Origin of the sequence: Arthrospira sp. PCC 8006 (genome assembly GCF_046480465.1) — a bacterium.
In the GTDB taxonomy this organism is placed as follows: Bacteria; Cyanobacteriota; Cyanobacteriia; order Cyanobacteriales; family Microcoleaceae; genus Limnospira; species Limnospira platensis.
The window spans coordinates 1-15405 of record NZ_PKGG01000029.1 but is presented as its reverse complement, the minus strand read 5'-3'; the positions used below and the strand labels follow the sequence as shown (position 1 = coordinate 15405).

The 15405-nt window shown below is 42.6% G+C and carries 12 protein-coding genes and 1 pseudogene; 8 read left to right on the top strand and 5 right to left on the bottom strand.

The features are described from left to right. Positions 1–43: 43 nt before the first annotated feature. A complete protein-coding gene (dprA, locus tag B9T16_RS07015; RefSeq protein WP_410244406.1) occupies positions 44–1177 on the bottom strand; it encodes a DNA-processing protein DprA in 1134 nt (377 codons plus the stop codon). Between the two features lie 161 nt (positions 1178–1338). On the opposite strand from dprA, the gene B9T16_RS07010 reads away from it, so the two are divergent. The 4 genes from B9T16_RS07010 (at position 1339) to B9T16_RS06995 (ending at position 5762) form a co-directional block, all read left to right on the top strand. Beyond that, entirely contained in the window at positions 1339–2694 is a 1356-nt protein-coding gene (locus B9T16_RS07010; RefSeq protein ID WP_410244405.1) for an FAD-binding oxidoreductase, read from the top strand. Between the two features lie 73 nt (positions 2695–2767). Then, the gene (locus tag B9T16_RS07005; RefSeq protein ID WP_410244404.1) at positions 2768–3682 is read left to right on the top strand and encodes a polysaccharide deacetylase family protein; all 915 of its coding nucleotides are present in this window, start codon (positions 2768–2770) and stop codon (positions 3680–3682) included. Between the two features lie 55 nt (positions 3683–3737). Further along, a complete protein-coding gene (locus tag B9T16_RS07000; protein ID WP_410244403.1) occupies positions 3738–5261 on the top strand; it encodes a hypothetical protein in 1524 nt (507 codons plus the stop codon). Positions 5262–5291: 30 nt separating this feature from the next. After that, complete coding sequence (locus B9T16_RS06995) at positions 5292–5762, top strand: Mov34/MPN/PAD-1 family protein (RefSeq protein ID WP_006617924.1); 471 nt, start codon at positions 5292–5294, stop codon at positions 5760–5762. Here the strand turns inward: B9T16_RS06995 and B9T16_RS06990 are convergent. Continuing rightward, the gene (locus B9T16_RS06990) at positions 5759–7009 is read right to left on the bottom strand and encodes an MFS transporter (RefSeq protein WP_410244402.1); all 1251 of its coding nucleotides are present in this window, start codon (positions 7007–7009) and stop codon (positions 5759–5761) included. The genes B9T16_RS06995 and B9T16_RS06990 overlap by 4 nt on opposite strands. Before the next feature lie 135 nt (positions 7010–7144). Here B9T16_RS06990 and ruvA point away from each other — a divergent pair, with 135 nt between their 5' ends. Beyond that, positions 7145–7765 (top strand): Holliday junction branch migration protein RuvA, encoded by a 621-nt coding sequence (gene ruvA / locus B9T16_RS06985; protein WP_410244401.1) that lies wholly within the window; start codon positions 7145–7147, stop codon positions 7763–7765. 101 nt (positions 7766–7866) lie between these two features. Next, a complete protein-coding gene (locus B9T16_RS06980; RefSeq protein ID WP_410244400.1) occupies positions 7867–8661 on the top strand; it encodes a DUF1963 domain-containing protein in 795 nt (264 codons plus the stop codon). A gap of 56 nt (positions 8662–8717) precedes the next feature. Here the strand turns inward: B9T16_RS06980 and B9T16_RS06975 are convergent, their stop codons facing one another. Beyond that, positions 8718–9425, bottom strand: a complete 708-nt coding sequence (locus B9T16_RS06975) for a Uma2 family endonuclease (RefSeq protein WP_410244399.1) — start codon at positions 9423–9425, stop codon at positions 8718–8720. An 18-nt stretch (positions 9426–9443) separates the two neighbouring features. Further along, positions 9444–10232, bottom strand: a complete 789-nt coding sequence (locus B9T16_RS06970; RefSeq protein ID WP_410244398.1) for a Uma2 family endonuclease — start codon at positions 10230–10232, stop codon at positions 9444–9446. 403 nt (positions 10233–10635) lie between these two features. Between B9T16_RS06970 and B9T16_RS06965 the strand changes: the two genes are divergently transcribed. Both B9T16_RS06965 and B9T16_RS06960 read left to right on the top strand, forming a co-directional pair. After that, positions 10636–11223 (top strand): zinc ribbon domain-containing protein, encoded by a 588-nt coding sequence (locus B9T16_RS06965; RefSeq protein ID WP_410244397.1) that lies wholly within the window; start codon positions 10636–10638, stop codon positions 11221–11223. Positions 11224–11340: 117 nt separating this feature from the next. Continuing rightward, complete coding sequence (locus B9T16_RS06960) at positions 11341–14484, top strand: DUF2126 domain-containing protein (protein WP_410244396.1); 3144 nt, start codon at positions 11341–11343, stop codon at positions 14482–14484. 6 nt (positions 14485–14490) lie between these two features. Here the strand turns inward: B9T16_RS06960 and B9T16_RS06955 are convergent. Further along, positions 14491–15405 (bottom strand): annotated as a pseudogene (locus tag B9T16_RS06955) (hypothetical protein); the annotation flags it as partial.

Here is a 15405-nt window from a genome sequence, read left to right as displayed (position 1 = left end):
AGTGATGGGTTAGGCTTTTATTCATGAGGAAAGTGGGGATTGATTATAGTCTCTGATATCGCATTCCGGGAAGCTGAGTAACCAACTCCAATAATTCTAATTGTAATAATTGGCTAGAGACAGTTCCGGCATCGATTCCACACTGTTCGACAATGAGATCAAATGGCGTGGGTTGGGAGGCGATCGCATTTAAGATTTTAGCTAAATCTGGGTCTAAATTAGGAGATTCTGGTAGGGGTTTTGTTTGTGGTTGCCATAGGGGAAGCTGGGTAGGTGTGTCTAATTGAGGGATAGCGCCAAGTTGTTCTAGGAGTTGTTCTATGTCCACGGGAATCACGCCAGCACCACCATCAATTAACTTTAGACAACCGTGGGATTTCTCATCATCTAAACGAGCTGGTAAAACATAAACATCTCGGACAAATTCATTGGCAATACGGGCAGTAATTAAGGCTCCTGAACGTTGGGGTGCTTCCATGACAAATACTGCCCGACTCAACCCAGCAATAATGCGGTTACGTCGAGGAAAATTAGTAGCGTTGGGTCTGGTGCCACTGGGAAATTCACTAATTAATAATCCCTGTTGTAATACCTGTTCACAAAGGGGGCGATTTTGTTTGGGATAAGCAATATCAACTCCAGTGCCTAAAACGGCTAGGGTACGTCCTCCTGCTTCTAAACAACTGCGATGAGCCTCTGTGTCGATACCTGCTGCCATTCCTGATACAATAATAAAGCCATGATGTGCTAGGGTGCTGCTAATTTTGCGGGTCCAGCGTCGTCCGTATTCTGTGGGGTTGCGGGTTCCTACAATGCCAATGGTGGGGAAATGACCTTGATTTTCTTGGGGGTTGATTATTCCTCGGTAATAAAGCACTGGTGGTGGGGAGGGTATTTCTGATAAAAGCTGAGGATAATCTGGGTCGGCGGGAGTCCAAAAGTTAGGATTTTTAATCAGATGATTTTGGAATAGTTGCTGGGGGTTAATTTGCGATCGCTCAGTGATTACTTTTTCTAAACTCTGTCTTCCGAACCCTTCTACAGAACCTAATTCCATGGGGGATGCCTGCCAAGCGGTGGCCAGACTTCCGAACCTTTCCTGTAATCTTTGAAGGGTGATGGGGCCGATACCATGAATTTGTGACCATGCCAGCCAGTAAACCCGTTCCTCAGACATTTGGGACTTTGATAAAAATTGTATTTAACCAGTATATGCTAAAATATAGCATAGCACAATATCCACAAATCAGCAATCAATAAAAACTGGGTTTTTGGTAGAGACATCTGGTAATTTGCTAATGGGGATGTGCGGTGAATTTAAATTCTAGGTAAAGGGAAATGACTCGAGCAAGTGACAAGCAAAACTGGGATGAGTTTTGTGCCCTGTTAGGAGAGATTGAAACGATAAGCGATCGCACTCAGGTAGCCAAACTATCCCAAGACTACTACCACTTTAGCCCCATTTTACAACCGCTTTTACAAGATAAAACGGGTGATATTGTAGTGCTGCCCCGTTCGGAATCGGAAGTTTTAAAAGTAGCTAAACTCTGCGTTGACTCTGAAATACCCCTAACGGTTAGGGGGGCGGGAACCGGGAATTATGGGCAGTGTGTACCCCTGAAAGGTGGGGTAATTTTAGATATGTCTAAAATGAATAATATAGTCTGGATGAAGCCAGGTTTAGCCTGTGTAGAACCGGGGGTTAAACTAGCAGCATTAGATAAAAAAAGTCGCGAAATTGGTTGGGAAATGCGGATGTTTCCCTCTACCTATCGGACAGCGACTATTGGGGGTTTTATTGGTGGTGGTAGTGGTGGTATTGGTTCGATTACTTATGGACAATTACGGGATAATGGCAACCTTCACGCCGTCCGTGTTGTCACTTTAGAAGCAGAACCTCGGATAATTGAACTGAGGGGAGATGCCGTGCAGAATATTAATCACGCTTATGGTACTAATGGGATTATTACCCAATTAGAAATACCCCTAGCACCCGTATATCCTTGGATGGAGTTAATTGTCACCTTTAAGGAGTTTATGAATGCTGCTAAATTCGGTCAGGCTTTAAGTCAGTCTGATGGCATTATCAAAAAATTAGTTTCCATTTGCGCCGCCCCAATTCCATCCTATTTTATTCCTTTTCGTGATATTATCCCATCTGGTGAACAGGCGGCAATGTTAATGGTGGCTGAAACTAGCCTGGAACCTTTACAAGAATTGATTAAAAATTTTCAGGGTAAAATCTGCTATCAAAAATCCACCCAGGAGACGGTAAAGGGTACAACTATCATCGAGTTTACCTGGAATCATACGACTTTACACGCTCGCAGTATAGACCCATCTTTAACCTATTTACAAACCCTATTTCCAGCCGACCCAGAATTAAAATTGATTCAGGAATGTTATGATTATTTTGGGGATGAGGTGATTCAGCATTTGGAGTTTCTGCGTACTGGGGGAAATTTACACCCAGCCGGGTTACAAATTGTCCGATTTACGAATGAAGCTAGGTTAAATGAAATTATCCAATATCATGAAGACCGAGGGGCAATTATTTTTAATCCCCATACCTACATTTTGGAAGATGGGGGAATGAAGACGGTTGATCTACAACAATTAAACTTTAAACAAAAATATGATCCTCTAGGTTTACTCAATCCTGGTAAAATGAGAGGATGGGTGGATAATGGATAATCTAACTCTCTCTGGGAGAGGGTTGGGGAGAGAAATATGGAGACGGAAAACTATTAAATAAGGTGTCAATTTAATGACTAATATTAACAGGTTGGTGGAGATATTAATAATTGCCAAAAGGCTATCTATACGCAGTATCTGGCTATTACTGTTAAGTGTACTAAGTCTAAGTGTTTCCGGTGCTAGTAAATCTCCATGGGTGAGAGTTCCTATCTTTGGATTTCATGATATTGTTGACACCAGAGAAGAGTTAGTTCAATCCCAGCGTCCCCTAGTTAGTACAGATTACGAAAAACTCCAGCTTTATAGTTTTTTGAATTACCTAGTAGTTAATGATTATTGGTTTCTGTCTAGCCAGGATTTGTTTGTTCATTTTATCCAAAAGTCTCAACCTATACCGGCTGAGTATGAAAACCGCAAACCAGTGATGATTAGCTTTGATGATGGTTATACTGGTGTTCATGATCATGTACTGCCAATATTAAAAGACTTGGAATATATTTACCGGGAAAAAGTGAAGGTGGTTTTATTTTTGAATCCGGCTTATATGGGGGTTAATATTCCTCCCTATATTCCCCACATGAGTTGTGAGGATTTACGAGATGGTTTTGAAAGGGGATATTATGATATTCAGTCTCACGGCTATTCTCATCAAAATCTGACTAAACTAGATGCTAATAATTTACAGATTGAGTTAGAAAAGGGTAAATCTAAATTGCGGGAATGTACGCAAGATTTAGATCGTAATCAATTAGTGGCTGCTCATATTGCTTATCCTTTTGGTGCGTTATCTGCTCAATTAGAAAGATATCTGAGAGGCTATCATTTAACTGGGTATCTTTATGATCATCGAGTTTCTCAACCAACTCAGTTAAGAAATCCGTTCCGAGTTTCTCGTATTCAGGTGAATAAAGACACCCAAATTCATGAATTAATTAAGATGGCAGAAACGGCTAAACCTGTGAAATTGTCTATCAGTGATGACTGAATTTTGAGAGTTGTGCTAATTTAGGACAGGATCATAAGCATAATATAGAGGGACTATGACCAGCTTTCCATCTAAATTGAGGAATTTGGCGGAAAAAAGTCAACCGTTGGATCGAGCGGCGATAACTTTGATGTTAGTTTTGGGTGTGTTAATTTTGGGGGTGGTTTTGAGTGGCGATCGCACTATTCCTCGTGTGCGAGAGTTCAGTTGGGCAAATAGACAGGTAGGGGCGGAAGATAGGGCGTTTCTGTTGACATTTAACCGTCCGATGGACCGGGAGGGGGTAGAGAGAAATCTCCGCATTGACCCGCCTTTACCGGGAAAAATCAGTTGGGCGGGAAAACGCATGGCTTATACTTTGCTTGATCCGGTTCCCTATGGTACGCCTTTCAGTGTGCAGTTACAAGGGGTAACAGATCAATTATATGAGAATCAGGAAGGTCAGTTAATTGAACCGTTTACGGGCTATTTTCGTAGTCGCGATCGCGCTTTTGTATATATTGGGGTGGAAGGAGACCAGGAAGGGAGACTGATGCTGGTGAATTTGTCTCAGGACCCTACACCTGTGGCTTTAACTCCTGAAAATTTAACGGTGATACAGTTTGAACCTTATCCGAGGGGCGATCGCATTTTGTTTTTAGCCATAGAAAGAGGCGATCGTAGTAGTGGACAGTTTGACCCACAATTGTATACTGTGATGACTGGTATTAACCCTGAATCTATCGGTCAAGGTTCTTCAGCGCCTCAACATCGTGGTCAGTTAGAAACAATTTTGGATAACAAATATTACAGTAACCTCCGATTTGATTTGTCTGGTGATGGTAAGGTGATTGTTGTGCAGCGGGTCAACAAAAAAAATCCGGTTGATGCTAGTCCTTGGGTGATTCGGGAGGGACGTTCTCCGAGACCTTTACAAACTCAGGGGGGAAATTTTATGATTGCACCTGATAGCAAATCTTTGCTGATTTCCCAAGGTCCAGATCTGACGAGTATTTTACCCTTAGAACCCAATGCTGAGGTGCTGGAATATTTACCTAAGTTTGGTCAGGTTTTGGGGTTTGCTGCGGATGGTTCGGCGGCGGGGTTACTCAAGTTTAATTCCGATGGAACCAGATCGCTGTTTGTGGTGGATACGGTAGGTAATGAACGGGAATTATATAGAACTGCTGAGTTTGGCAATATTCTGAGTATTGAGTTTGACCCTAGCCAGACGATTATTTATGCTCTCATTACGGAGCTAATGGAGGATAATGAGGAATACACAGAACAGCCTTATATTGTGGCGATCGACTTAAAAACTGAGGAGATTTTMCCTCWGAKTAATTTTTTACCGAATCAGCAACAAATTAATCTGAGTTTATCTCCCGATGGTCTGGCTTTACTGTTTGATCAAACTGTAACTAGAATTATGGATGAAGAGATAGAAAACCGACCTCGTACTGATGGGGGGGATACTATTACCACGAGTCGCCTGTGGTTATTGCCTTTAGTAACGGATAGTTCACCAGATGCTAATGCTTCTCAATGGAAACCGGAAGAATTGCCGTTTTTGGGATTTAACCCGCGATGGCTACCCTAGGAAAGTAGATGGTGAATTGATGCAAAAATTATGTTAATTATAACCTCTGAACAAGTTGCTCAAATTCGGAATTATGCAGAAAAAAGTTATCCCCAGGAGTGTTGTGGTTTGCTGATGGGGCGGCAAGACTTAGGCGATCGCAAAATGATTATGGAAGTTTGGCCGATGCAAAATGTTTGGAGTCCAGCCACTGCTGAGGTATTCCAAGGGTTAGACAATAGCCCCAATATAGCCACTCGCCAAGAACGTTTTACCATCGCCCCAGAAGCGTTAATGAAAGCGCAAAAAGAGGGACGCGATCGCCATCTTTCGATTATTGGTATATATCATTCGCACCCCGATCATCCTGCGATTCCCTCCGAATTTGATCGGGTTTGTGCCTGGTCGGAATACTCCTATATTATTGTTTCTGTGATCGGGGGTAATTCTACTGACTTTCTCAACTGGTGTTTAGATGCTAACCATGAGTTTGAGGCTGAAGAATTGATATATAGGGATTAGTTGTTGAGATGGTTCATGGTTTTATGTAGATGCTGTAAAATGGCGATCGCTATCAAGACACTTAGGGCTAATCCTAACCAAAATTGGCTAATAATTTCCGGGGTTTGATCAAGGGCTAATCCCCCTAGAGGGGGGCCGATTAAATAACCGATCGCCCAACATTGAGAATTAATGGCTAAATAAATTCCTCGCAGGGGGTCAGGGGCGAGATTAGCGGCTAAGGAAGAGGCGGCGGGGCTATAAGTAACTGTGGCGATCGCTAAAATTCCTAATCCTAGAATAGCTAGGGTTAAAGTGCCGGTTTCAACGATTCCCATTAACCCGGTAATTAAAAAACCTATTCCCCATAATATAGCCGATACAATTAGGGCGTGGGGACGACTGAGAGGATTAAGAATGCGGGACATGGGTAATAAAAGTAAGATGGCGATCGCTGTGTGTCCAGCAAACAGGGCGCTAATAGTGATGCTGGAAAGTTCGGCTTTCACAAAGTTGTTAAGATATAGGGGAATGGTGCTATGAATTTGTGACATATAGAAGGTAAATAAAATATTGACTGCTACATAAATTAATAAAGTGCGATCGCTTAAAGCCACCATCCAACTATTAGAAGATTGACCGGATTCGGTATCTGTTGATATAATAGGGGCTTGGTAGGTTTCGGCTATGGCTAGATAAATCACTACAAAAAAGATGAGAAAAGACAATCCATCTAGCACAAATAACAGTCGATAAGCTCCCGTTGTGGCAATCACTACCCCACCAATGATAATCCCCACCTGTAGGCCTATATTATCCCCTAAACGAGTGATAGCATAGGCTTCGTTGCGTGTCTTTCCCGTCGTTAAATCAGCCACTATAGTTTCTGTCGCTGGCCAGTAAAGTCCGATGCCTAATCCTAACAATAAATTGCCGAGAATTAACATCATAAAATTGCTGGTAAATGCGAGGACAAAAGATGAGAGGGCAGAAATTATCGCCGATAACAATAATGTCCAGCGCCGACCGAAGCGAGGAGAGTCACAACAAGACCCCCCGAAGACTCTCCCAATTACCCCCGAAATTTGGGCGCTTCCTAGGGCTATTCCTACGGCGGTTGAGGATAAACCTACCTGATTAACAAAGAAAATTGGGGCATAAAATAGGGTAAATCCTGTTCCCGTTTGGGACAGTAGCCGACCAACTGCTAAAATCCACACTTGGCGTGATAGTTGAGGTAGCCAAGACCAAAACCGATTTTTACTCAAAACTATTGCCTTAATGCTATTTTGTATGTTGGCGATCGTAGCAAATTACAGTCAAACCGTGAATAGTGATCTTAACCAGAGTGGGTTGATGAGTTAGCAGGGGTTAATTTTTGAGAATTTGAGGTAAAATAGACTATGATTGGTTATTTAAATGGCACTGTAGCTGGTATTTATAAAAAGACGGGAAATAGAGTTATTTTATATCTTGATGTTAATGGGGTTGGTTATGAGTTGCAAATTTTACCCAGGATGCAGAATTTAGATGCTAAAACTGGCGAAAATTTACAAATATTTACTCATCTACAAGTCCGGGATGATCTGATGGTTTTGTATGGGTTTAGCAGTATGGCGGAACGAGATCTATTTCGTCAATTGGTCAGTGTTAGTGGTATTGGTATGCAATTGGCGATCGCCCTTTTAGATACCCTAGAATTACCGGATTTAGTCCAGGCAATTGTCGGCGGCAATACCGGGATTTTAACTAAAACTCCGGGAGTAGGCAAAAAGACAGCCGAACGGATTACCCTAGAGTTAAAAACCAAGTTATCAGAGTGGCGAAAACAAGCCGGACTTCCTACAGTTTCTACATCTAATTTAAGTGCAGAAATCCAAGAGGAAGTAGAAATGTCTCTGTTGGCTTTGGGTTATACAAGTTCCGAGGTTATGCAAGCATTAACAGCCATTACCTCTCATCCTAATTTAGCCGAAAATAATAGTGCAGAAGATTGGATTAAATATGCCATCTCCATTTTATAGGCAGAAAGCCACCCTTGCACAAATCAACAGTGCAACTTTAACCAAACTATGCTAAAACAGTATCAAGTTCTTTAACACTGTGCGCCGTCGCAGTTTTCTTTATGGTAACACCTCGCTTGTTAGAAGACCTACCGCCAGAATTTGAATCTCTGCGTTCTTTCCTGGTTAGTCATGTGCAACCCTATATTAATCTGGCTTTTAATCAACAGGGTTTTTTAGCAAAAGACCTCAGTAATGATCCCCTGAAGTTGTGGGAAACTAAGGTCGGAGGGTTGCCCTATTTACCCAAGGGAATGGAGTATCCTTGCGATCGTCAAACTGGGGAAATGATGATGTTTTTACTTCAGATTAACTGTGCAGATGTTCCTTCTATTCCCGGCTTTCAATTACCATCTCAGGGTCTTTTACAGTTCTATTCTAGCCTCGATGTACCCATGTGTGTACTAGGTCCAGAACCACACAGGATTATCTATTTCCCAGAAATTTCTCAAGATGAAAGCACCCTAGTCACGGATTTTAGCTTCACCCAAGATAAGCGTTATAGGGATGAATGGTATCACCATATTTATACAATCGATTTTTCTGTAGCAGAGGATGTCTTTTGGGATTATTGCTACAATAGTATTCCCGATAACTTGATAGATATTGCCGATGAATTTGACGAATGGTTGTTAGATTATCAGTCAGAAAATCAAGTTGGTATTAACGCTAAAATGGCAGGATTTCCAGAGTGTCATTCCTATGTACCAGAAGTTTTAGATAAGGCTAAAGGACAATTATTATTAGAATTTAATCATCCTTTTGATTGTTCTGATTATTTTTATTTCTATATTGACGAACAACAGCTTATTAAAGCCGATTTTAGTGGAGTTAAATCCTATTTTATGAGGGTTTGACAGCCGTCATATATTTAAGTGTTTCTAATGTCTGTCAATTATTTAACCTGCATTATTTACAACTGTTCAGGGTCAATCCCCAACTCTCGCAATTTAGCAGCTAGTTTGTCTTTCTGTTGTCGTTCAAATTCTAACTGCTTTTGAGCTTCAGTAGCTGATTCTTCAGGAGTAGGCACTAAAACACCATCAGGACTAAAAAAGCGGAGTTGACGATTTTCTATCCCTAAGAATAGTTGCAGTTGTTCACTCCATAAATGTCCCATATCATTAGGGGTTATCGGTTGATAGGTTCCCTGAATTAATGCAAATCCTTGAAACTCTAAACTCTCCGGGTCAAACCAGAAATATTCGGGAGTGCGAAAAATCTCTTGATAGATTTTCTTTTTCTCCGTGCGGTCAGTCTTAGCTGTGGAACTTGATAATAATTCCACAATGATATGAGGATATTTTCCCCCTTCTTCCCACACCACCCAACTTTTCCGCGATCGCCTTTCCGTGTCTAACACCACAAAGAAATCTGGTCCGCGAAAATCCGATGATTTTTTCTGATGAGGACTATAGTAAATCGTCAAGTTTCCCGCATCAAAATAATCATTTCGGTCTCGCCATAACCAGTCTAGGCATTTAATCAGTAACAAGATTTGTTGTAGGTGTAAATAGCTTTCCAATGGCAACTCCTGACTTTCTAAATCTCCCGGAGGAAACTCGATATCCTCCCATTCTGGTGAGGTTTCCAGTGATGCTAACTGTTCCGTAACTGTCATAATGTTTACCTCCATTTTTTACAACTGTTCGGGGTCAATTCCTAACTCTCGCAGTTTAGCCGCTAGTTGGTCTTTTTGTTGACGTTCAATGTCTAATTGATTTTGAGTGGTTACTAACTCATTTTGGATGCTACCTAATTGATTTTGAGTGGTTACTAACTCATTTTGGATGCTACCTAACTGTTGTTGAGCTTCAGTRGCTGATTCTTCGGGAGTGGGTACTAAAACACCATCAGGACTAAAAAAGCGGAGTTGACGATTTTCTATMCCTAAGAATAGTTGCAGTTGTTCACTCCATAAATGTCCCTGATTATTGGGTGTTATCGGTTGATAAGTTCCCTGAATTAAAGCAAATCCTTGAAATTCTAAACTCTCTGGGTCAAACCAGAAATATTCGGGAGTGCGGAAAATATCTTGATAGATTTTCTTTTTCTCAGTGCGGTCAGTCTTAGCTGTGGAACTTGATAATAATTCCACAATGATATGAGGATATTTTCCCCCTTCTTCCCACACCACCCAACTTTTCCGCGATCGCCTTTCCGTGTCTAACACCACAAAGAAATCTGGTCCGCGAAAATCYGATGATTTTTTCTGATGAGGACTATAGTAAATCGTCAAGTTTCCCGCATCAAAATAATCGGTTCGGTCTCGCCATAACCAGTCTAGGCATTTAATCAGTAACAAGATTTGTTGTAGATGTAAATAACTTTCCAATGGCAACTCCTGACTTTCTAAATCTCCCGGAGGAAACTCGATATCTTGGTCTAGGGTGATTTGAGTCGGTTCTAATTCCTGAGCTATAGCCATAGCTGTCTCCAGTCATGTATTGATAGTATAGTCTATTTTGGCTAATTATAGCATGGATATGGGAGGGTTAGGGGTGACGAAACATGATGATTAATAGCTGAGTATTTATTCTGGATGTAATCGGTTGTTAGTATTCAATGAAAGTTGATTAATTAGATTGATAAATATATGGAGAGCGATCGCCAAAGTGAATTTATCAAATATTGATGACATAACTAGGCGAATTTGATACATAAGTTTACATACTGGATGGAGAGCGTGGCGAAATGTTAAATATCTGTATAATCGGCAATCTGTATAGTTTTGAGGAATTTATAATATAAATATTAAGAAGTAGGATTTGTTGAGGAAATAATTTTACAATATCAGCATTAGATGTTTCTTATGGTAGGAAGAGGCGATTATGCCTTATGTATGCGAGCTAGGCACCGGTCAAAAAATTTATCTTGATAACCAAGGGTCGCAAACTGTTGTGACGATCGCCAGTGGATCACCCGGACAGCAACAGCAAGCCAGCAATGGATTCCAGACTGGAACCTGGACTTCCCCCCCCTCCATGTATCGGACGGAAAATGGGGTAGTGTTGAAAATAGAAACTGCTCAGGGTGAACACTTCGTGCAACTCCAGGGAAGTAGTATGAGTGTCATGGGTCAGACACCCTCCCTCGGAAGCGCCCAGCAGATGTCAGTTCAGCAGGTTTCGAGTACCCCTGCATCTTCGATGAAGCCAATGAAACCGATGAAGCCGATGGAACCGATGAACCCAATGGAACCGATGAAGCCGATGGAACCGATGAAGCCGATGCAAATGGGCAATATGCAAATGAGTATGAACCCCATGGAAATGCGGATGGGTAACATGGAGCTAAAAATGGGTTCTTCTTCCTCATCGGAATCGGAATCAGGAGGTCGTAAATTCTGTAGTAACTGCGGTGCGACAGTAAAACCGGACGATCGCTTCTGCGGAAGTTGTGGTCATCAACTCCATTAAAAGCAATAGGCAATAGGCAAGATACCAAAGGCAAGAGAGGCAACTTTTTTGTATGGTCTTTTGCCTGCTTAAATTGCGAACTTACCAACCATATATCCCTCTTGCCCAAATTGAGTTATGTCAGTAAAAGTTAGCCTCAACCATCAGCTTGTCTACCATTTTGAAAATCCAGTAATTCTAGGTCCTCATACATTAGGATTGCGACCTTCTCCCCACTGTCGCACCCCCATTAATAGCTATTCCCTAAAGATTGAACCTGATGATTACACGATGACCTGGCAACAAGACCCCTATGGCAATTATTTGGGGAGGCTCAACTTTTTATCCAAAACCGATCGCCTAGGGATTACAGTAGATATTATTGCAGATTTACACCCGATTAATCCGTTTAACTTCGTCATGGAAAGCTATGCCGAACGCTATCCATTCATCTACGAAGAACAACTAGGGCGGGAATTAATCCCATTTTTAGAAATAGATGAATCCAGCCCCATACTCAAAGACTGGGTAGAACAGCACCGGGTCAAAGATATATATACCCCAGAATTTATAATTACCATTAATCAGAAACTCGCTGATTATATTAAGTATACAGTCCGATTTGAACCGGGTATTCAAACCTGCGAAGAAACCCTAAAAACTCAAATAGGTTCCTGTAGAGATACAGCATGGTTAATGGTGCAGATTTTGCGGCACTATGGACTCGCCGCCCGCTTTGTCTCCGGTTACCTAATTCAACTGAAACCCGATGTTCCCCCACTAGATGGACCCCCTGGACCAGAAGCTGATAATGCAGATTTACACGCTTGGGCGGAAGTATATATTCCTGGGGCGGGTTGGATTGGTTTAGACCCCACCTCTGGTTTTTTAGCAGCAGAAGGTCATATTCCCCTCGTGTGTACCGCCGACCCCCAAGCCGCCTCCCCAGTTCAGGGAACCGCCGAACCCTGCGGGTCAAATTTAGAGTTTGCGGTGACGGTTTCTCGTTACAAAAATCAACCGCGCACCAGTCAACCCTATAGCCCTAGTCAATGGGAAACCATAGACCGCCTCGGTCAAGCAGTAGAGGATAAATTGCAAAGTTTAGGGGTAGGTTTAACCATGGGTGGGGAACCTACTTTTGTTTCTATTGATGATTTTGAGTCTCCCCAGTGGCAGGTACAAGCCTTGGGAGAGGAAAAGCGCAGGTTAGCCGGACAGCTATTACACCGCCTAGAAAGTAAGTTTTCTAAGGGTGGCGGCTTGCTACATTATGGCATGGGAAAATGGTATCCGGGGGAAATTTTGCCGAGGTGGGCTTTAGGCTGTTATTGGCGAGAAGATGGTCAACCTATTTGGCATAATCGGGCTTTCATGGCGGTAGATGGTGACGATTATGGCTATGGGATTAAACAGGCAGAAGTCGTTATTCAAGAATTAGTTAAACAGTTAGGAATCGCAAGCGATCGCATTATTCCCACCTATGAATTAGAAACCGAAGAATTAGCCGGTTATGCCTTACCAATTTTACCAGTTGTCGAGTCAGAAGAATTACGCTGGGGTAGTTGTCCGTGGAAATTACCACAGGATAAATTGATTTTATTAAAAGGTGATTCCCCCTTGGGATTTCGACTGCCTTTAAGTGCCATAAGCTGGTCAGAAGAATTGCACCCAGAGGCGCGAGTACCGCTAGATCATAAACCTGCTGTGGTTGGTTCCGAACCCATCAATTTACCAGAAAATTCCGTGCGGGTAGCCATGGCGGTAGAGGCGCGGGATGGCTGTATATATGTTTTCGTTCCTCCCATAACTTCCGCCCGGTGTTTTTTAGATTTAATTACAGCCATTGAAAAAACCGCCACTGCTGTTAATATTCCCGTATTAGTTGAAGGATACACCCCCCCTGGAAATGATGGAATTATGGGATTTCAGATTACCCCAGATCCGGGAGTAATTGAAGTCAATATTCACCCCGCCAAAAATTGGTCAGAATTAACCGCAATTACCACCACTTTATATGAGGAAGCGCGGCTATGTCGGTTGGGAACTGAAAAATATGCCCTAGATGGTCGGCGCATAAGTACCGGAGGCGGCGCACATATCACCATTGGTGGTAAGAGCGTTCAAGACAGCCCCCTATTACGTCGCCCTGACCTATTAAGAAGTTTGATTTCCTATTGGCAAAATCACCCCAGTTTATCCTACTTATTTGCGGGGTTATTTATCGGACCGACTAGCCAATCGCCCCGGGTAGATGAAGCCAGACACGAAGGTTTATATGAGTTAGAAATTGCTTTTCAACAGTTAGAAAAGGGGCGAGAAGTACCCCCTGGATTAGTCGATCGCTTATTGCGAAACCTGCTAATTGATGTCACCGGAAATACTCACCGTTCAGCATTTTGTATTGATAAACTCTACCCATTGGAGAATTATCGCAACCAGTTAGGGCTATTAGAGTTTCGGGCTTTTGCGATGCCTCCCCATGCACAAATGGGGCTATTGCAAATGTTGTTAATTCGTTCCCTAGTGGCTTGGTTTTGGGAACATCCCTATACTAAACCCCTAATTCGTTGGGGAACTACCCTACACGATCGCTTTTTACTGCCCTATTTTATTGAAGAAGATTTAGGCACAGTTTTAAGAGATTTAAACGCGGCGGGTTATCCATTTAATTTAGCATGGTTTAAACCCTTTGTTGATTTTCGCTTTCCCAACTATGGAGAAATTACCCGTGATGGCGTGACATTAGAGTTAAGAAATGCCATAGAACCTTGGCACGTTTTAGGAGAAGAAACCGCCAATGGCGGTAACGCCAGATATGTTGATTCTTCCATGGAAAGGCTACAGGTCATGCTACGGGGGGCGATGGGAAATTCTCCCGGTTTAGATGGCTTTTCCCATCGTTATATTGTCACCTGTAATGGCTATGCAGTGCCCTTAAAATCTACCCTTAAACCGGGGGAATATGTAGGCGGGGTCAGGTTCCGGGCGCGACAATATGCATCTTTATTGCATCCTTCTATTAACCCCCATACTCCCCTATTATTCGATATTGTTGATACTTGGGCTATGCGATCTATTGGGGGATGTACTTATTATATCAACCCTCCTAATGGCGTTGTTTATACAACATTTCCCATTAATGAAAGAGAGGCTGAGTCTAGGATGTTAGAAAGGTTTGCACCCATGGGTCACACTCCCGGAACTTTGGAAATTTCCACCCCCAATTTAAGCCCTGAATATCCTTTAACCTTAGATTTGCGCCGGGTGCAAACCTCTTAAAGCCGCCTAAAACTGATAAACCGCCCCAACACCTTCTAAGCCTATMTTCGTGTCTGGGGCGGCAATAATTAGCCCTGTATTAAAGCTGGCGATCGCACTACCAAAGTTCAACACTCCATCACTGGGAGGAAGTTGGGGGTGTAAATAGGTTTCTAATAATTCCCCGGTGCGTAACTGGAATTTGAACGCCGCCCCAAAATCAAAAGGACCGAAACCGGGAGATCCTACCACAACATTATTGTTGTTGGTGGTAGCTATGGACTCACCAAAGCGATCGCCTGTCCGTAAGTTTTCCGGTGTGTAATTTGCCAAAATTGACCCCGTAATACCATCAATTAAAAACGCCGCCCCAGCATTTATTCCCCGCTGGTCATCACCCGGAGATCCGATGATAATATCCCGTCCAATTCCCGACCAAGCGACAGCATGACCAAAATTATCTAGTCCTGGGTTAGGGTTACGAAAAGACTGGATTAAATCTCCCGTTACGCTATTAAATAAATAAGCCGAACCCGGACCGTTTGACTGACCAACTCCCAAGCTACCCGGTGCGCCAATTAATACCCAGTCTCCCACAGAGGCGATCGCCGCCCCAAAATAATCATCTGGTTGCGGGTTAGGATTATTAAAAATTTGCCGTAATTCTCCCGTTATACCATCAAATAAATAAGCAATTCCCCCTCGCAATTCCGATGTACTATCCCCCGGCGCACCAATTATTATATCATTACCAATAGTCGCCAAACTGTAGCCAAAATAATCGAAAGGTTCCGGGGTAGGATTGAATAATTGAGTCACGGGTAAACCCGTTATGGTGTTGTAAACATAAACCGCACCCGAAGCAAAGGCGATGCTACTATCTGTAGGCGCACCAATTACCGGGGATAAACCTAAACTAGCAATAGCAGCCCCAAACTCCGA